Source organism: Kitasatospora sp. NPDC001261, from assembly GCF_042896795.1.
Taxonomy (GTDB): Bacteria; Actinomycetota; Actinomycetes; order Streptomycetales; family Streptomycetaceae; genus Kitasatospora.
In genome coordinates, this window is record NZ_JBIAXP010000027.1 from 1 (window position 1) to 17,806 (window position 17,806).

15 protein-coding genes are annotated in these 17,806 nt (G+C 73.2%); 6 read left to right on the top strand and 9 right to left on the bottom strand.

Annotation, left to right across the window (positions count from 1 at the left end; translation table 11 throughout):
- The 5 genes from ACFY4B_RS31130 to ACFY4B_RS31150 form a co-directional block, all read right to left on the bottom strand.
- The coding region (locus ACFY4B_RS31130; protein ID WP_387973571.1) for a trehalase-like domain-containing protein at positions 1–577 on the bottom strand (577 nt) is incomplete at its 3' end.
- A gap of 52 nt (positions 578–629) precedes the next feature.
- Complete coding sequence (locus tag ACFY4B_RS31135) at positions 630–1,526, bottom strand: carbohydrate ABC transporter permease (protein WP_079272266.1); 897 nt, start codon at positions 1,524–1,526, stop codon at positions 630–632.
- On the bottom strand, positions 1,513–2,619 hold the full coding sequence (locus ACFY4B_RS31140) for a carbohydrate ABC transporter permease (protein WP_387973574.1): 1,107 nt from the start codon (positions 2,617–2,619) through the stop codon (positions 1,513–1,515). The genes ACFY4B_RS31135 and ACFY4B_RS31140 overlap by 14 nt, the downstream gene beginning before the upstream one ends.
- Positions 2,609–3,862, bottom strand: a complete 1,254-nt coding sequence (locus ACFY4B_RS31145; protein WP_387973577.1) for an extracellular solute-binding protein — start codon at positions 3,860–3,862, stop codon at positions 2,609–2,611. Before ACFY4B_RS31145 ends, ACFY4B_RS31140 begins: the two co-directional genes overlap by 11 nt.
- Positions 3,863–3,919: 57 nt before the next feature.
- A complete protein-coding gene (locus tag ACFY4B_RS31150) occupies positions 3,920–4,912 on the bottom strand; it encodes a LacI family DNA-binding transcriptional regulator (RefSeq protein WP_387973580.1) in 993 nt (330 codons plus the stop codon).
- Positions 4,913–5,130: 218 nt separating this feature from the next.
- On the opposite strand from ACFY4B_RS31150, the gene ACFY4B_RS31155 reads away from it, so the two are divergent.
- Complete coding sequence (locus tag ACFY4B_RS31155) at positions 5,131–7,191, top strand: glycogen debranching N-terminal domain-containing protein (RefSeq protein WP_387973583.1); 2,061 nt, start codon at positions 5,131–5,133, stop codon at positions 7,189–7,191.
- Positions 7,192–7,292: 101 nt separating this feature from the next.
- Here ACFY4B_RS31155 and ACFY4B_RS31160 read toward each other — a convergent pair whose 3' ends face one another.
- The gene (locus tag ACFY4B_RS31160; protein WP_380745284.1) at positions 7,293–7,862 is read right to left on the bottom strand and encodes a PH domain-containing protein; all 570 of its coding nucleotides are present in this window, start codon (positions 7,860–7,862) and stop codon (positions 7,293–7,295) included.
- Positions 7,863–7,937: 75 nt separating this feature from the next.
- The gene (locus ACFY4B_RS31165; RefSeq protein WP_387973586.1) at positions 7,938–9,185 is read right to left on the bottom strand and encodes a GNAT family N-acetyltransferase; all 1,248 of its coding nucleotides are present in this window, start codon (positions 9,183–9,185) and stop codon (positions 7,938–7,940) included.
- A 219-nt stretch (positions 9,186–9,404) separates the two neighbouring features.
- Between ACFY4B_RS31165 and ACFY4B_RS31170 the strand changes: the two genes are divergently transcribed.
- Entirely contained in the window at positions 9,405–10,706 is a 1,302-nt protein-coding gene (locus ACFY4B_RS31170) for a hypothetical protein (protein ID WP_387973589.1), read from the top strand.
- On the opposite strand, the gene ACFY4B_RS31175 is transcribed toward ACFY4B_RS31170, so the two are convergent.
- Positions 10,688–11,386, bottom strand: coding sequence for a hypothetical protein (locus tag ACFY4B_RS31175; protein ID WP_387973592.1), 699 nt, complete (start codon positions 11,384–11,386; stop codon positions 10,688–10,690). The genes ACFY4B_RS31170 and ACFY4B_RS31175 overlap by 19 nt on opposite strands.
- A gap of 238 nt (positions 11,387–11,624) precedes the next feature.
- Between ACFY4B_RS31175 and sph the strand changes: the two genes are divergently transcribed.
- Both sph and ACFY4B_RS31185 read left to right on the top strand, forming a co-directional pair.
- Positions 11,625–12,602, top strand: coding sequence for a sphingomyelin phosphodiesterase (gene sph / locus ACFY4B_RS31180; protein ID WP_387973595.1), 978 nt, complete (start codon positions 11,625–11,627; stop codon positions 12,600–12,602).
- A 152-nt stretch (positions 12,603–12,754) separates the two neighbouring features.
- Positions 12,755–13,588, top strand: coding sequence for a thioesterase family protein (locus tag ACFY4B_RS31185; protein ID WP_387973598.1), 834 nt, complete (start codon positions 12,755–12,757; stop codon positions 13,586–13,588).
- Positions 13,589–13,637: 49 nt separating this feature from the next.
- On the opposite strand, the gene ACFY4B_RS31190 is transcribed toward ACFY4B_RS31185, so the two are convergent.
- Complete coding sequence (locus ACFY4B_RS31190; RefSeq protein ID WP_049651571.1) at positions 13,638–14,963, bottom strand: radical SAM protein; 1,326 nt, start codon at positions 14,961–14,963, stop codon at positions 13,638–13,640.
- A 545-nt stretch (positions 14,964–15,508) separates the two neighbouring features.
- On the opposite strand from ACFY4B_RS31190, the gene ACFY4B_RS31195 reads away from it, so the two are divergent.
- Both ACFY4B_RS31195 and ACFY4B_RS31200 read left to right on the top strand, forming a co-directional pair.
- Positions 15,509–16,807, top strand: a complete 1,299-nt coding sequence (locus ACFY4B_RS31195; RefSeq protein ID WP_387973601.1) for a family 2 encapsulin nanocompartment cargo protein terpene cyclase — start codon at positions 15,509–15,511, stop codon at positions 16,805–16,807.
- Between the two features lie 87 nt (positions 16,808–16,894).
- Positions 16,895–17,773, top strand: a complete 879-nt coding sequence (locus ACFY4B_RS31200; RefSeq protein ID WP_074003176.1) for a geranyl diphosphate 2-C-methyltransferase — start codon at positions 16,895–16,897, stop codon at positions 17,771–17,773.
- The last annotated feature ends 33 nt before the right edge of the window (positions 17,774–17,806 follow it).

A 17,806-nucleotide genomic window follows, 5' to 3' on the forward strand; every position in this document is an offset into this window, starting at 1 on the left:
GGGAGGCCTGCCAGGTGAGGGCGAAGGCGATCCGCTCCCCGGCGGTGACGGTGAAGTCGGCGTAGGTGGTGAGGTCGCGGCCGTAGGTCTCGGCCTCGCCGTCCAGCCAGACGGAGTCGGGGCCGGCCACGGCCACCGTGCGCGACTGCCCGCCCTCCTCGACGCGGCGGACCCAGGGCACCACCCGGCCGTAGGAGAAGCGCATCCGCAGTGCGGAGCGCATCCGTACGGTGCCGGAGACGCCCTCGACGATCCGGATCAGCTGCGGGGCGGCGGTACCGCGCGGGGGCATGAAGTCCACCACCCGCACGGTGCCGCCGTCGGTGTCCCACTCCTGCGCCAGGATCAGCGAGTCGCCCCGGTAGCGGCGGCGGTCGGCGGGCACGGCCGGGGCGGCGGTGTCGCCGCCCGGGCCGAGCCGCCAGAAGCCGTGCTCGTCGGTCCCCAGCAGGCCGGCGAAGACCGCCGGGGAGTCGAAGCGGGGCAGGCAGAGCCAGTCGACGGAGCCGTCCCGGCCGACCAGGGCGGCGGTCTGCATGTCGCCGATCAGCGCGTAGTCCTCGATGCGGGCGGGCACGGGCGTTCTCCAGAGTGGTGCGGAAGGGATGGGAGAGGGGAAGAAGCGGGGGCTAGCCCTTGGACGAGCCCGAGTTGGCGTCGCGCACGAAGTGCCGCTGGAAGCAGAAGAACAGCAGCGCCACCGGGAGGGTGGAGACGAGCGCGGCCGCCAGTTTGAGCGGGTACTGGGTGCCGGAGCCGAGGCCGCCGGCGACGAAGTGGGCGAGTCCGGTGGTCAGGGTGTCGTGGTCGCTGGACTGGGTGGAGACCAGGAAGTGGGTGAACTCGTTCCAGGAGCCCTGGAAGGAGAGCACGGTGAGGGTGATCAGGGAGGGCCGGGACATCGGCAGCACGACCGACCAGAAGATCCGGAAGGTCCCGGCGCCGTCGATCCGTGCCGCCTCCTCGATCTCGCGCGGCACCGACTCGAAGAACTGCTTCATGATGAAGATCCCGGCGGCGTCGACCAGCAGGGGCAGGACCATCCCGCTGTAGGTGTCGAACATGCCGAAGCTCTTCAGCACCAGGAACTTGGGGATCAGCAGCACCACGCCCGGCACCGCCATCACGGCGAGCACGAAGCCGAAGAGCAGCCGCCGGCCGGGGAACCTGATCCGGGCCAGCGCGTAGCCCGCCATCGAGTCGAACAGCACCCGGCCGGCCGTGACCAGGACGGTCACCACCACGCTGTTGCCCAGCCAGCGCAGGAACGGGACGTTCTCCACGCCGTCCGCCAGCCCGAGCAGCCGCCGGTAGGAGGCGAGGGTGCCGCCGTCGGGGAGCAGCGACATCGGGTGGGCGGCCGCGTCCGGGTCGGTCTTGAAGCTGTTCACCAGCTGCAGCAGGAACGGCAGCAGGTAGATCAGCGCGAAGCCGGCCAGGGCCGCGTAGCCGAGGAGGCGCAGCGGTCGGGGGAAGCGGCCGAGGACCGGCCGGTCCTCGGCCCGCGGGGCGTCAGTGCGCGGCACGTCGGGCTCCCTTCCGCCCCGGCTTGCCGTCCCGTTCCCGCAGCACCCACCGCTGGACGGCGGTGAGCAGCAGGATCAGGCCGAGCAGGACGAACGCGATGGCGGCGCCCTGCCCGTAGTCGGCGTTGTCGAAGCCGGAGGAGTAGGACAGGTAGGCGGGGGTGAGGGTGGTGTTGCCGGGGGCGCCCTTGCCCATCACGTAGACCTGGTCGAAGACCTGCCAGGTGGAGATCAGGCCGAGGGTCAGGACGAGGAACAGGACGGGCCGCAGCGCGGGCAGGGTGACGTGGCGCAGCAGTTGGCGGCGGTTGACGCCGTCCAGGGCGGCGGCCTCCTCCAGTTCGCGCGGGATGTCCTGGAGGGCGGCGAGGAAGATCAGCATGAAGGTGCCGGAGGTGGTCCAGACCGCCATCAGGATCAGGGTGGACATCGCGACCGAGGGCCCGGCGAACCACTCGGACCAGGGGAGTCCGAGCGGCCCGCCGGCGGTCGGCGCGGGCTGGTCGACGCCGAACCAGCCGAGCACCAGCCAGACCAGTCCGCGCGGGTCGGCGAACCAGTTCGGCCCCTGGACGCCGAGCCAGCCGAGCATCCGGTTGACGGCGCCGCTGCCCTGGAAGAGGAAGAGGAAGACCGTCGAGACGGCGATCGAGCTGGTGACGGACGGGAAGTAGAACACCGTGCGCAGGGCGCCCCGGCCGCGCAGCATCCGCTGGTTGACGGCGATGGCGAGGAAGAGCGCCAGCACCGTCTGGAGCGGCACGGTCAGCACCACGTAGTACAGGGTGTTGCGCAGCGAGGTGGCGAACAGGGTGCGGTCCAGGCCGTCCTGGGTGAACAGCCGCCGGTAGTTGTCCAGGCCGACGAAGTCCGCGCTGCCGCTGAAGGGATTGGACTGGCCGTCCCAGTGCAGCAGGCTGACCCACAGGGCCATCGCGATGGGCAGGACCATGAAGAGCCCGAGGACGAGGACCATGGGGCCGGTGAACAGCCAGCCCCACGCTCCCTCGCGCAGGCCGCGCCCGGCCTTCGTCCCGGCGGTGCGGGCCGTACGGGCGGTGCGGTCGGTACGGGCGGCGCTCTTACTTGGCATTCTTGAGCGCCTGCTCGCCGTTGCGCTGGAGGCTGCCCAGGACGGCCGCCGGGTCACCGGTCTTCAGCGACTGGAGGTCGGTGTTGAACTGGGTGAGCACCTGGTTGAACCCGGCGATGGTGACCGGCGGCTGGGAGGTGGCGACGCCGTCGACCCAGGCCTTGGACTCCGGGTACTGCTGGGCGTAGGTGGCCAGTGCGCTGGTGCGCGAGGGCATCACGCCGAAGGCCTTGGAGAACTCCAGCTGCTGGTCGGCGCTGGTCAGGTGCTTGACCAGGTCGACGCCGGCGGCCTGGTGGGTGCTCTTGGCGGCGATGCCCCAGCAGTTGCTGAAGGCGAGGGTGCCGGGGCCGGCCGGGCCGGCGGGCAGCGGGAGCACCTTGTACGGGACGTTCGGGAAGTCCTTGGCCATCGCCCCCTTCAGCCAGTTGCCCTCGATGGTCATCGCGGCCTTGCCCTTGCCGAGCGCCTCGCCGCCCCAGCCGGCGTCCACCTCGGCGACGTACTTGGCGGAGCCGGCCTTCATCATGGACTGGAGGTACTCCAGCGCCTGCTTGTTGGCCGGGCTGTCGGCGGTCATCGTCTTCTGCTCGGGGTCGGTGATCCAGCCGCCGGCCTCCTTCAGCAGGGCGCCGACCCGCTGGTAGTCGGGGGCGGTGACCAGGCCGCTGACGCCGTCCTTGGTGAGCTTGGCGGCGTCGTCGGACAGCTGCTGCCAGGTGGTGGGGTAGTCGGCCTCGGTCAGGCCGGCCTGCTTCCAGAGGTCGGTGTTGATCGCCAGGCCCAGGGTGGAGCTGTCCTTGGGCAGGCAGGTGAGCTTGCCGTCGCTGCTGAAGGCCTTGCGCAGCTGCTCGGAGAAGTCCGCGGCGTCGGGTATCTGGTCGCCGTAGGCGTAGAGCGAGCCGCCCTTGGCGTAGTTCGCGAACTGGTCGGAGTTGACGTAGAAGAGGTCCGGCGGGGTGCCGCCGGCGAGGGCCTGGCCGAGCTGCTGGTTGATGTTGCTGGCGATCTGCACCGTGACGGTGTTGCCGGTCTGCTGTGCCCAGGCGGCGGTGGCCGCCTTGACCGCGGCGGTCTCGGCCTCGCCGGAGGTGGCGATCAGCACCGTCAGGTCCTGCTTGCCGCCGGAGGACTGCTTGGCCGTCGAGTCGCCGAAGCCGCCGGAGGAGGAGCAGCCGGTGACGGCGCCGAGGGCGACGGCCGCGCAGACGGCGGCCGCGGCGAGGGTGCGGGAGGTGGCCATGCGTGATCTCCTTGCGAGGGTGGGGGGATGGGTCGGAGACGGCTCGGGGGAGCGGTGTCACACGCTTTCGCGGAGCACCAGTTCCGGTTCCAGCAGGACGTGTTCGGTCGGCCGTTGCCGGTCGCCGAGCCGGTCGAGCAGGAGCCGCATGCACTCGCGGCCGACCGCGTCGAGCGGCTGGGCGAGGCTGGACAGCGAGGGGAAGAGCAGGGGGGCGATCGGCGAGTCGTCGAAGCCGATGACGGCCGCCTCCGGGCCGGGGGTGCGGCCGTCGTGCCGCAGCGCCTGGTACCAGCCGAGGGCCAGGGTGTCGCTGGCGGCCACGACCGCGGTCGCGCCGGCCGCGAGCAGCCGCTCGGCGGCCTCGGTGGCGCGCTCCGGATCGTCCGGGCTCTCGGCCCGGCGGCCCCGGGTGGGCAGGCCGAGTTCGCGCATCGCGCTCTGCCAGCCGCGGGCGCGGTCGTCGCCGACGCCGGAGCCCTTGGGCCAGCCGAGGAAGCCGATCCTGCGGTGGCCGAGCCCGGCCAGGTGCCGGACGGCGGCCGAGGTCCCGGCGGCGCCGTCCACGTCGACCCAGTCGCCGACGTCCCGGCCGCTCCAGGTGCGGCCGAAGGCGACGTACGGGACGCCCTGTTCGTGCAGCCAGCCCTGGCGGCGGTCGCCGCGGTCGGTGCCGCTGAGCACGAAGCCGTCCGCGCCGTGCTCGTCCAGCAGCTGCCGGTAGCTGGTGAGCTCGTCGTCCCCGGGGGCGACGGCGAACAGCACCACCCGATAGCCGGCCCGGTCGGCGGCCTCGGAGAGCGAGTGCAGGAACCGGTCCAGGACGGGGGTCGCGACGCCGGTGCTGCTGGAGCGGATGCCGTAGCCGATCAGCCGGCTGGCCCTGGTCTTCAGGGCCTGCGCGGCCCGGTGCGGCCGGTAGCCGAGCTCGTCGATGGCGCGCCGGACCCGCTCCAGCGTCTGCGGGCGCAGCAGCTCGGGCGAGTTGATCGCGTTGGAGACCGTCTGGCGGCCCACGCCGGCCCGGGCGGCGACCATTTCGAGGGTCACGGCGGACCCTGTCCTGGGCCGGGGCGATGAGTGTGCATGCATGACGGCGATCCTAGGTTCTGTCTCCATCGACATGAATGTTGGAGCGTTCCAATCCGGGGTTCCATCATCCCCACCAGGGGGGTTAATGTCTTGGAACGCTCCAACGGCAGAAAGGTTGCGCCCGGGTGGAAGCAACTGTCAAGCCCCCAGCAGAGGATGAAGAGACCATGTCAGCGATGGAAGCGATTGACCTGCAGCCGTTCCTGCACGACGCCCGGCTCTCCGTGGCCGCCCCGAGCTTCTGCGCCTCCCGCCCCGACGGCCGGTTCGCCGGGGGAGCGGACGGCTTCTTCCACGGGGACCGCCGGATCCTCTCCCGCCTGGAGGCCACCGTCCCCGGCGTCCCCAACGCACCCGTCGCCACCGCCGAGGGCCCGGACGGCAGCACCACCTTCGTCACCGTGCTGCGCGGCCTCGCCGAGCGGACCGCCGACCCGGCCACCACCCTGGAACGCCGCCGCGAGCTGGCCCCCGGACGCCTCACCGAGCGCTACACCGTCCACAACGGCGGCGACCTCACCGCCCGGCTGCGCCTGGACCTGCGCGCCGAGAGCGACTTCGCCGCGATGGACACCGTCAAGGCCGGCCGCGCCGACACCCCGCTGACCCCCGGCGCCGACGGCGACGACGCACTGCGCTGGAGCCGGGGCCCGCTCACCGCCGTCCTCGCCCTCACCCCGGCCCCCGACCACCTCGACCCCGCCACCGGCACCGCCGGCTACGACATCGAACTCGCCCCCGGCCAGTCCTGGCACGCCGTCCTGGAGTGCACCGCCGAACACGCCGAGGGCGACCTCTTCCCCGCCCCGCCCGCCGACGCCGCCCCCTGGCGCACCCCCGAGGTCACCGGCCGCGAACACGACCTCGGCCACTGGCTCGCCCGCTCCCACCAGGACCTGCGCGGCCTGCTGCTCACCGACCCGCTGAGCCCCGCCGACACCTTCCTCGGCGCCGGCGCGCCCTGGTTCCTCACCCTGTTCGGCCGCGACTCGCTCTGGGCCGCCCGGATGCTCCTCCCGCTCGGCACCGAACTCGCCGCCGGCACACTGCGCACCCTGGCCCGGCGCCAGGGCCGCGCCGTCGACCCGGCCACCGAGGAGCAGCCCGGCAAGATCCTGCACGAGGTCCGCCGCGCCGAGCAGCACCTCGACACCGGCGCCCACCTGCCGCCCTGCTACTTCGGCACCGCCGACGCCACCCCGCTCTGGCTCGTCCTGCTGCACGACGCCTGGCGCTGGGGCCTGCCCACCGACCAGGTCGAGGACCTCCTCCCGCACGCCGAGGCCGCCCTCGACTGGCTGGAGCGGTACGCCGACGCGGACGGCGACGGCTTCCTGGAGTACGTGGACAGCACCGGCAGCGGCCTGTCCAACCAGGGCTGGAAGGACTCCTCCGACAGCATCCGCTTCCGCGACGGCCGGATCGCCGACGCCCCGATCGCGCTCAGCGAGGTCCAGGCCTACGCCCACGAGGCGGCGGTCAAGGCGGCCGACCTGCTGGAGGCCTTCGGCCGCCCCGGTGCCGAGCACTGGCGGCAGTGGGCCGAGCGGCTGCGGGAACGCTTCCGCGACGCCTTCTGGACCGAGGACGGAAACGGCCGCTACCCGGTGGTCGCCCTCGACGGGGACAAGCGCCGGGTCGACTCGATCGCCTCCAACATGGGCCACCTGCTCGGCACCGGCCTGCTCGACGCCGAGGAGAGCGCCCTGGTCGCCGCCCGGCTCACCGCCCCGGGCATGGACAGCGGCTACGGGCTGCGCACCCTGGACGCCGCCGCGGCCGGCTTCAACCCGCTCGGCTACCACACCGGTTCGGTCTGGCCGCACGACAGCGCCATCGCCGTCCACGGCCTCGCCAAGGCCGGACTGCACGAGGCCGCCGAGCCGCTGGCCGCCGGACTGGTGCGCGCCGCCGCGGGCTTCGACCACCGGCTGCCCGAGCTCTTCGGCGGCCACCCGCGCGAGCGCTACGCCCGTCCCGTCCCGTACCCGGCGTCCTGCCGCCCGCAGGCCTGGGCCGCCGCCTCCGCCGTGACGGTCCTCCAGTCGCTGCTCGGCCTGGAGGCCGACGCACCGGGCCACCGGCTGACGGTCCGGGCGCGGGTGCCCGCCGGGTACGAGTCGCTGCGGATCGACGGGCTGACGGTGGCCGGACTGCCGATCGAGGTGACCACCGACCACACCGGCGCGGTCCGGCTGCGGGCGCCCGAGGGCTTCACGGTCACCGTGGTCGACTGACCGGCGGCACCGCGGTGCGCCGATGGCGCTTCGGTCGCGCGGAACACAGGTCGGCTCCGGCTCCCACCCGGGAACCGGAGCCGAACCGGGAGTTCCGGTGGTTACCGCAGGACGTCGACGAGGATGACGGCACCGAGGACGACGGAGGCCAGGAGCCCGACCTTCACCGGCGTCAGCCGGTCCCGCACCTGGGCGCCCGGCCGGACGCGCTCGCCCGGCTCGGTGCTGAGCTCCCACCAGTTGACGACCCGGCGGAAGTCCGTGTCGAAGTCGGCCGACGGGTAGAAGGTGCTGCTCTGGAGGGCCGGAAGCGAGCGGCGCCGGCCGTCGACGGTGTGGATCCGGGCCGCGCGCGTGCCCTCGCTCATGCCGAAGCCCTTGGTCTCCCGCACGTCGATCCAGGCGATCTGCTGCCAGGAGTAGGTGCGGCCACGGCCGAGCCCCCAGCAGAGGGTGATCCCGTCGGCGCCGACCCGGCTCCAGCACCGCATGGTGGCGAAGCGGCTCGGGACGGCGATCACCAGGGTCCCGGCGACGATCAGGAGCGTCGGGACGAGGCCGAGCCTCTCGTAGCCGATGACCAGTTGGGCCGCGAGGATGACCGCGAGCAGACCGAAATCGGACCAGGACGGGCGGAACTTGTCTTTCCCCCGGAAGATCAGTTCGTTCACAGGGCGCACCCTACGCCCCGGCCGCCGGGCCCCGACAGGGCGGGGTCCCCGTGACGGGGCCCGGCGGACGGGACGTCACGGCAGGTAGTACGTCAGCAGATCGGACGTCAGCGGCGGGAACAGCGCCCGGTGCAGCTCCTCGTCCCCACGCCCGTACACGTCCGGCCGGATGCGGCTCAACCCCTCCAGCCCGTACGGCCCGAAGAGCAGCGCCGCCAGCGCGTCCGGCGCCACGCCCACGCCGCCGCCCGGGCCCGTGCCCTGCATCGTGCCGCCCGTGACCACCGCGCCCGACTCCTGCGCGCCGAGCGGGATCCGGTAGTGCGCACGGTAGGTGGAGAGCAGCAGTTCGCCGTCGGCGCGGTCCAGGCCGGCGGCGGCGAGGCGTTGGCGGAACAGGGGGCGCAGCCGGTCGAGCAGCACGGCCGGATCGGGGATGCGGACGTAGTACTGCTCCGCCTCGGGGCGCGGGGTGTCGTCCAGCAGCCCGTGCCAGACGGTGGCCGGCAGGGTGCCGGGCCGGTGCACCACCTGGAGCCGTGCCTCGGGCGCCAACGCCGCCACACCGGCCAGCAGTTCGCGCGCCGCCCGCTCGTCCGCGGCGGCCGCCTCGACCAGGTGGAACTCGCCGTCGTCCACCGGGGTGGTGCGGCCCACCGCCACCACCTCGCCCGCGCGCTCGACCACCCGCAGCGTGCTCGCCTCGTGCGCCAGCAGCCAGCGCCAGCGGGCGGGGGCGTGGCCCATCGCGAGGTCGAAGCCGCGCTGCGCCTGCTCCTGGAGCGCGGCCAGCGCGGGCAGGTCCGCCGCTCGGGCGGTGCGCAGCGCGGGGGCGTCCCCGGCGCCGGTGCTGGGCGGGGCGGTGAGCAGCGGCCGCGAGACCGGGATGTCGATCGCGTACTCGTAGCCGAACAGCCGGTAGAAGTACGGGATTCCGATCATCACCTGGACCACGTGCCCGCGCGCGGCGGAGCGTGCGTGCGCCCACCGCAGCAGGGCCCGGACCAGGCCGCGGCCCTCGTACTCCCCGTCGGTGGCGACCATGTCGACCTGCCCGGCGGGCAGCCGGACACCGCCGAGGCGCAGCTCCTCGTCCAGCAGGGTGGCGGTGGAGACGACCCGGTCGCCGTCGACCACCACGGCGCTGGCCGACCGGCCGGCGTCCGGGTCCTCGACCACCAGGCGGTGGTCGAGCGCGTCCCCCGGGGCGCCGCGCTCCGTGAGCAGCGCGCCGATCCGCTCCTCGTCCTCCGGCCGGGACTCGCGCAGGAGCAGGCCGCCGGGCAGGGCCGTCGGCAGGGCAAAGGGTTCGTCAACGGTCATTCCCGGACCCTCGCACCGGTGGCCGCGCGCGGCCAAGGGGTTTTTGCCGAACCGGCAAGGAAGAGCGGGAACACGCCTGATGTGGAGGGGAGTTGGCGAGATCGTACCCGTCTCGGGGGTGACCGGGTTGACCGTGGCCACGACCGGAGGGTTGGCTTCCTCCTGGGGGGACGGGGGAGTGCGGGGGAATCCACGATGAATCCAAGGGGAGGGGAGCCCATGAAGACGACGACGCTCCGGGTGGTCTGTGTCCTGGCGGCCGCGCTGCTGGCAGGCACCGCGGCACCGGCGGCCCACGCGCGGCCCGAGCCCGCGGCCACGCTCACGCTCACATCCGCGTCCGCGAGCGGTGACCCGGTCCGGGTGAACGTGAGCCCCGACGGCGCGCCCGCCGACGACTGGTCCGAGCCGCTCGGGCTGAGCGCCGACGGCCGGTACGCCCTGTTCACCTCGCTGGCCTCGAACCTGGTGCCCGGGGATACCAACCGCCTCTACGACGTCTTCGTCCGCGACCTGTGGACGCGGCACACCGAGCGGGTCAGCCTCGCCGACGACGGCGCCCAGCTGGACGGCTCCACCAGCCAGGCGGCGATCAGTGCCGACGGCCGCTACGTCGCCTTCAGCAGCGACGCCGCCAACGCCGTCCCCGGGAACGGCAGCGGCCGCACCGACGTCTACGTCCGCGACCGCCTGACCGGCCGCACCGAGCTGGTCACCGCCGGCACCGGCGCCGGAAACTCCGTCAGCCCCGCGATCAGCGCCGACGGCCGCTTCGTCGCCTACTCCTCGGACCGCGCCGACCTCGCCCCCGGGGCGGCGGCCGGCACCGCCAACGTCTACCTGACGGACCGCCGGTCCGGCGGCACCCGGCTGGTCAGCACCGGGCAGGGCGGCGCCCCCGCCGACGGCGGCTCGGTGGAGCCCTCGCTCAGCGCGGACGGCCGGACCGTCGCGTTCCGGTCGAAGGCGGCCAACCTGCTGCCGGCCGCCGCGACCGGCCCGACCGCCCGGCCCGCCCTGAAGCCGCCGCCCGCCCGCCAGCTCTTCCCGCTCTACGTCCACGACACCCGCACCGGCCGGATCGAGGGCGCGAGCGTCGACGCGAGCGGCACCCTGCGCGACGCCGTGCGGCAGAGCCGGCTGAGCCCCGACGGCCGGTTCGCGCTGTTCCGGGTGTTCGAGCGCGGCCAGGGCGCCACCCGCGTCGCGCTCCTCGCCCGCGACCTGCGCACCGGGGCGGTCACCGAGGTGGCCCCCGCCGGCACCCAGCCGGGCGTCATGACGGCGGACGACCGCTGGGTCTACTTCGTCTCGGACGACGCCGGCCTGGTGCCCGGCGACACCAACGGCGCCCCGGACCTCTTCCGGCGGGACCTGCGGAGCGGCCTGGTCGAGCGGGTCGCCGAGGGCGTCGGCCCGTCCTTCGCGCCCGCGGTGGACGCGTTCGGCACCACCCTGCTGTTCGGCGCCCTGAACGGCACCGGCTCCGACGTCCTGGTGCGCTACCTGCCGCCCCGCTGACCGGCCGCGGCGCCCGGATCCCGCAGGGTGCGGCGCGCCGCGACCAGGGTGAGCAGGCCCCACAGGACGGCCAGCGCCGCGGTGACGTAGACGCCGCCGCGGCGGAACGGGAGGTCCTCGTCCAGGGAGACCGGCGGGGCCCAGCCCGCCGGGTCGACCAGGACGTTCTCGGTGTCGCCGACGGCGTACGCCGAGCAGCCGAAGCCGCCGACCCGGCCGTGCGGCAGCGGCCGGCCGTCGGCGCGGCGGAGGTCGCAGGTCCAGCTGACGGTGCCGTTCTTGTCCTTGGCGCTGTGGGCCGCGGTGACCACCACCGCGGTCTCCACCCCGCGGTCGGCGAGGATCTGCGCCCGGATGCTCCCCGCCGGCAGCGCCAGCAGCAGCACGCCGAACAGGACGGCCGGCCAGATGACCAGGCCGCGGGGCCGGACGAAGCCGAGCCCGATGACGCCCGCCGAGAGCACCACGAACGCCAGGATGCCGCAGGGGAGTTCGTAGTCCGGGTTGCTGCCGAGCGCGGCCAGGCCGACCATCAGCACCGGGGTGAGCACCCCGACCAGCCAGGCCGTCCGGCGGACCGCCTTCGGCGACAGCTGCGGCTCCGGGCGCCTGCGGACCCGCTTCGGCGGCCGGACCACCCCCTCCGCGAGCGGCCTCTTCTGCTTCTTCCTGCGGGCCATGCCTTCCCCCGTCCGTTCTTCCGTGGTGCTGGGGACAGTCTGACCGCCGCTCCCGGCACGCGGTACGGAGGGGCGGGGCGGTGACCGCCCGTCAGGCCCTCGACGCGGGTGTTACCGACGAGTTCATCACATGCTCGCCCGCTGTCTTGCGGGCCGTGCGGGGAGCCGAGTTGGATACACAACATCCCTTGACCCGACGGGTCCACGACAACACCCGCGATGCCCTCCTGGAGGCCCGATGCCCCTGTCGTCCGTCCGCCGCACCCTCGCCGCCGGTGCCGCCGCCACCGTCCTCGCCGTGCTCGGCGCCGCCCCGGCCTCGGCCGAGACCGCCCCGACGACCGCGCCCCGGCTCGACGTGCTGACCTACAACACCTTCCTGATGAGCACCTCGCTCTACCCCAACTGGGGCCAGCAGTACCGGGCGCAGGCCATCGCCTCGGCGGACTTCTTCCAGGGCCACGACGTGGTCGTGCTGGAGGAGGCCTTCGACAACGCGGCCTCCGACGCGCTCACCGCCAAGGCCTCGGCCGCCTACCCGTACCACACGCCGGTGGTCGGCCGCTCCACCAGCGGCTGGGACGCCACCTCCGGCAGCTACAGCTCCACCACCCCCGAGGACGGCGGCGTCACCCTGCTCAGCAAGTGGCCGATCCTGCGCAAGGAGCAGTACGTCTTCAAGGACGCCTGCGGCTCGGACTGGTTCTCCAACAAGGGCTTCGCCTACGCGGTGCTGGACGTCAACGGCCGCCGCACCCACGTGGTCGGCACCCACCTCCAGTCCACCGACTCCGGCTGCGCGAGCGGCCAGGCCGCGGACATCCGGGCCAAGCAGCTCACCGCGATGCGCGCCTTCCTGGACGCCAAGCGGATCCCGGCCGACGAGCCGGTCCTGGTCGCGGGCGACCTCAACATCGACTCGCACGGCTCCGAGTACCAGGCGCTGCTGAGCAACGGCAACCTCGCCCCGGCCTCCGCCCGCACCGGCTGGCCGAACTCCTTCGACACCGTCGACAACTCCATCGCCGCCTACCGCTACCCGGGCGAGCCCAAGGAGGACCTCGACTACGTCCTCTACCGGGCCGACCACGCCCGCCCGCAGCAGTACGTCAACGAGGTGGTCCGGGTGCACAGCGCGCCCTGGACGGTCAGCAGTTGGGGCAAGAGCTACACCTACACCGACCTCTCCGACCACTACCCGCTCGCCGCGCACTGACCGGCCGGATCCCCCGGGGGTGTGGGATGCGTCACCCGTGACGCCGCGCGGGCGGTTCGGCCCCTTACGATCCTGAACGCCGAGGTCGGGCGCCGTCGTACCCCGGCGGCGCCCGCCCGGCAGCCAGCGATCCGGCCCGAGGAGAAGCGCACGTGACCACCCCCAACGCCGCGCCCGACAGCTACTACCAGCGCACCGGCGACCACACCTACAAGCCCACCGTGCAGGCGCAGGGCGCCTGGCACCCCGACGAGCAGCACTTCAGCCCGCTCGGCGGCCTGATCGTGCACGCCATCGACCGGTACCGGGCCGACCAGCGAAGGGCCGACCAGCAGGGGACCGGCCGCCCCGCCGACAGCCTGGCGCTGGCCCGGATCAGCTACGACATACTCGGCCTGATCGCCCTCGACGAGTGCGAGATCACGGTGGAGACCGTCCGCCCCGGCCGCACCATCGAGCTGGTCGAGGCCACCGTGACGATCGGCGGGCGCGCCGTGGTCCGGGCCCGCGCCTGGTTCCTCGCCGAGCTGGACACCACCGCCGTCGCCGGCACCCACGACGAGCCGCTGCCCGCGCCCGAGGAGTTCGAGCCCTGGACGATGCGCGGGGTCTGGGGCGGCGGCTACATCGCCTCGATCGACGTCCGCCGCCGGGAGAGCGCCCCGGGCCGCGCCGCCGCCTGGCTCTCCACCCCGGTCGAGCTGGTCGCCGGGGAGCCCAGCGGCCCGCACGCCTCCTTCGTCATGCTGGTGGACACCGCCAACGGCATCGCCGTGCGGCAGAGCCCCACCGAGTGGATGTTCCCCAACACCGACCTGACGATCCACTTCCACCGCCGCCCCGAGGGCGGCTGGACCGGCCTGGACACCAGCGTCAGCTTCGGCCCGGCCGGGCACGGCGTCACCAGCACCGTGCTGCACGACGTCCGCGGGCCGCTGGGCCGGGCCGAGCAGATCCTCACCGTCCGCCCGCAGCACGCGGGCTGACGGCGGCCGGTGGTGCGGGCGTCGCGGCCCGCACCACCGGGGCGGGTCCTCAGCCGGTCAGCGAGTCCATGAAGGAGCTCACCGAGAACACGGCCTTGCCGGGGCCCGCCGGGCCGTACCCGGGCGGGGAGGAGAGGCCGAACTCCTCCAGGGTGCCCCGGTAGGTCTGCAGCAGCCGGATGTGGTACTCCAGCGGCGCGCCCTGCGGGTTGGCCTTGCCGAGCGGGGTGGTGGGCTCGGGGCACCAGGTGGTGAAGCGCGGCACCACGCCGCGGGACATGAAGAAGCGCAGGCCCTCCTCGGTGGAGGCGATCGCCTCGTCCACCGTGGTGAAGCCGAAGGGCTCGGCCATCTCCACGCCCGCGACGAAGTTGGGGATCACGTTCTCCGGGCCGAACACCTCGGTGGAGTCGAGGATCCGGCGGTGCCACTCGTCCCGGCCGACGTAGCGCTCCTTGCCGGGGCAGTAGAGCTCGAACAGCCGCTTGTCCCACACCTCGAAGTTGGGGTGGTAGATCCGCACGCCGTAGTCGTGGAAGCGCTGGACGTCCTCGCGCGGCAGCGCCTGGGCCACCACCTTGCCGATCCAGCGGCCGGGGAAGCGCTCCTCGATGGCCTTGGCGTACTGCCCGTAGAAGTCGGCCTCGTCCCGGCCGCCGACGTGCGAGGTGATCGCGCCGCCGGTGAGGGTGTACGCCTGGGAGGCCCGGGCGGTGTCGTGCCGGTCGATGATCGCCAGCGCCTCCAGTACCTCCTCGACCGGCTTGACCCCGGTGTACGGGCGGCCGGCCGCCTTGTGCTGGCGCCAGTTGTGGTTGATGTCGCAGTACTGGCACTCCTCCTTGGCGCCGAAGTACTGGCAGACCCGGAACACCGTGAGGTAGATCAGGTAGCCCCACTGGATGGTCGGGGCGACCTCCATCACCGACTTCCCGTTGGCCAGCGTGTGCCGGTAGTAGTCCGGCATCGGCGGCAGGCCGACGTCGGCGATCCGCGCACCGTCCAGGTAGAGGCCGAGCGTGCCGTCGTCCCCGGCGCCGACCCGGTACGGCGAGTCCGGGTTCACCCGCACCGACACCACCGTGCGGCGCAGCCCGTACGGCCCGCCGGTCAGCACGACCTCCTCCGGTGGCCGGTTGAGCGCGGCCGCGCCCAGCTCGGGCAGCGTGCGGTGGTCGAAGGAGAAGATGAAGTACGACTTCGGCTTGACCTCGCCGCCCCCGTCGGCGCCCGCGCTGCCGCTCAGCGCGGACTCGTCGAAGGCCATGCCGCCGCGCAGCAGGTCCTCCTTGATCACCGCCTCCCGGGGCACGTCGGGATAGCGCTCCATGAGCTGCTCCACGAGTGCGGTGCGGCTGCGGGCCTGGCTCTCCATGCGCTGGTCTTCCTTCCTGGCCCCGCCTCCTCGACGGCGCCGTGCCCATTCTGTCCCGCCTTACGCGCCCGGCCCCGCACCGGGCCCGGCCCGGGACGATCGACCGGCCCCCGGCGGGCGGCCGTGGGTGATTTCGTTTCGCGTTCGAACAGCCCGCGCCACGAGCGGGACGACGCGGCCGGCGGGAGCGGGACACGCGCGAGTGGCGGCAAGTTGACGCGCGGACGGGCGGCTCGGCGGGCGGGTTCGTGACAGGAGTGCCCAGGTGCGGGGCGGGGTGATGCACGACGGGGGCGCGCCCAAACACCCGCATGGGGAACGTTCACCCTATCGGGTGATGAAGATCGTCTGGTGCGATGCGGAACGCGCCTTCGCGCCTACGGTGGTGAACCGAGCGAGACGGGGCCGGAGACCGGAGATCCCGTTCGAGGCGGGTGGGATGACGACCCGTCATATTGTGCGACCCCCTTCAGAGGAGGCTCCATGCCCCTGTGCGCCTGGCCGGACACACCATCCGGGCCCGTCACCGCCCCGGTGGTGGGCCCATGAGCTCCCCCGCGATCGAACGGATCCTGCGCGGGCCCAGCGGACTGGGTACCTCCGGGCTGCAGTTCAGGCCGCAGGCCCCGGCGGACGAGGCCTCGGCGCCCCAGGCTCCGACGCCCGAGGTCCCGGTCGAGGTGGTCCCGGCGCCCGAGGCGACCGCGACCGTGACCGAGACCACGACGGTGACCGAGACCGCGGCGGCGACGCCCGGGTTCCGGGTGCCGTCCGCCCACGTCCTGCCCGTCCCGACCGCCGCGACCCCGACCCCGGCCGCCGCCGGGTCGGCCGCCGAGGCGCCGAGCGGCGGCAAGCCCCGGAGCGGCGACCCGATCCCCGGCCTCTACCACCACCCGGTCGCCGAGCCCGACCCGGTGCGGGTGGAGGCGCTGAGCGCGAAGCTCAAGGTCTGGGCGATGGAGGAGATCGAGCTCTACCCGCCGGAGTGGGAGAAGGACTTCAACGGCTTCTCCACCGGGCGCTACATGGTGGCCTGCCACCCGGACGCGCCGAGCGTCGACCACCTGATGCTCGCGGCCCGCCTGATGGTGGCCGAGAACGCGGTGGACGACTGCTACTGCGAGGACCTCGGCGGTTCGCCGATCGGCCTGGGCAGCCGCCTGCTGCTCGCGCACACCGCGCTGGACCCGCTGCACACCACGACGGAGTACCACCCGGGCTGGGAGGCCTCGCTGAGCTCGGACGCGCCCCGGCGCGCCTACCACTCGGCGATGGAGTACTTCACCCGGGCCGCCACGCCCTCCCAGTCGGACCGGTTCCGGCACGACATGGCGCGGCTGCACCTGGGGTACCTGGCCGAGGCCTCCTGGGACCAGGCGGACCACGTCCCGGAGGTGTGGGAGTACCTGGCCATGCGCCAGTTCAACAACTTCCGCCCCTGCCCGACGATCACGGACACCGTCGGCGGCTACGAGCTGCCCGCCGAGCTGCACGCGCTGCCCGCCATGCAGCGGGTGATCGCACTGGCCGGCAACGCCACCACCATCGTCAACGACCTGTACTCGTACATGAAGGAGCTGGCCAGCCCCGGACTGCACCTGAACCTGCCGGTGGTGATCTCCGAGCGCGAGGGCGTCTCCCGCAAGGAGGGCTACCTGAAGGCGGTCGAGGTCCACAACGAGCTGATGCTGGCCTTCGAGGCCGAGGCGGCCGCCCTGGCCGTGTCCTGCCCGGTGCCGACACTCGTACGGTTCCTGCGCGGTGTGTCCGCGTGGGTCGACGGCAACCACTACTGGCACCAGACCAACACCTACCGCTACACCCTGCCCGACTTCTGGTGACACCGGCCCCTCCGGGGGCACCACCTCCCGCCGTTAGCGCATTTCCCTTGATGACCGACCCCTTGACCATCCGCTAGGAGCTGACCCATGTCCGTGACCGACGACATCACCACCCCCGGCAACACCATCCCCGGCCCGGCGACTCCGTACCAGGGCGACATCGCGCGCTACTGGGACCACGAGGCCCGTCCGGTCAACCTCCGCCTGGGTGACGTCGACGGCCTCTACCACCACCACTACGGCATCGGCGCCATCGACCAGGCCGCGATCGGGGACCCGGCCGACGCCGAGCGCGAGAAGAAGGTGATCGCCGAGCTGCACCGGCTGGAGTCCGCCCAGGCCGACGTGCTGCTCGGCCACCTCGGCGACATCCGCGCCGACCACACCCTGGTCGACGCCGGCTGCGGCCGCGGCGGTTCGATGGTGATGGCCCACCAGCGCTTCGGCTGCCGGGTCGAGGGCCTGACCCTCTCCACCCAGCAGGCCGACTTCGGCAACAAGCGCGCCGCCGAGCTGGGCATCGGCGGGTTCGTCCGCTCCCAGGTCGCCAACATGCTGAACATGCCCATCGAGACCGGCTCGGTCGCGGGCTCCTGGAACAACGAGTCCAGCATGTACGTCGACCTGCACGACCTGTTCGCCGAGCACTCCCGGGTGCTGAGCGTCGGCGGCCGGTACGTGACCATCACCGGCTGCTGGAACCCGCGCTACGGCCAGCCCTCGAAGTGGGTCTCGCAGATCAACGCCCACTTCGAGTGCAACATCCACTCCCGCCGCGAGTACCTGCGGGCGATGGCCGACAACCGCCTGGTGCCGCAGGCCGTCATCGACCTGACGCCGGACACCCTGCCCTACTGGGAGCTGCGGAACACCACCTCGCTGGTGACCGGCATCGAGGAGGCGTTCATCGAGTCCTACAAGGACGGCTCCTTCCAGTACGTGCTGATCGCGGCCGACCGGGTCTGATCCGGTAGCACCGCACGACGGCGGCCTCCCCGT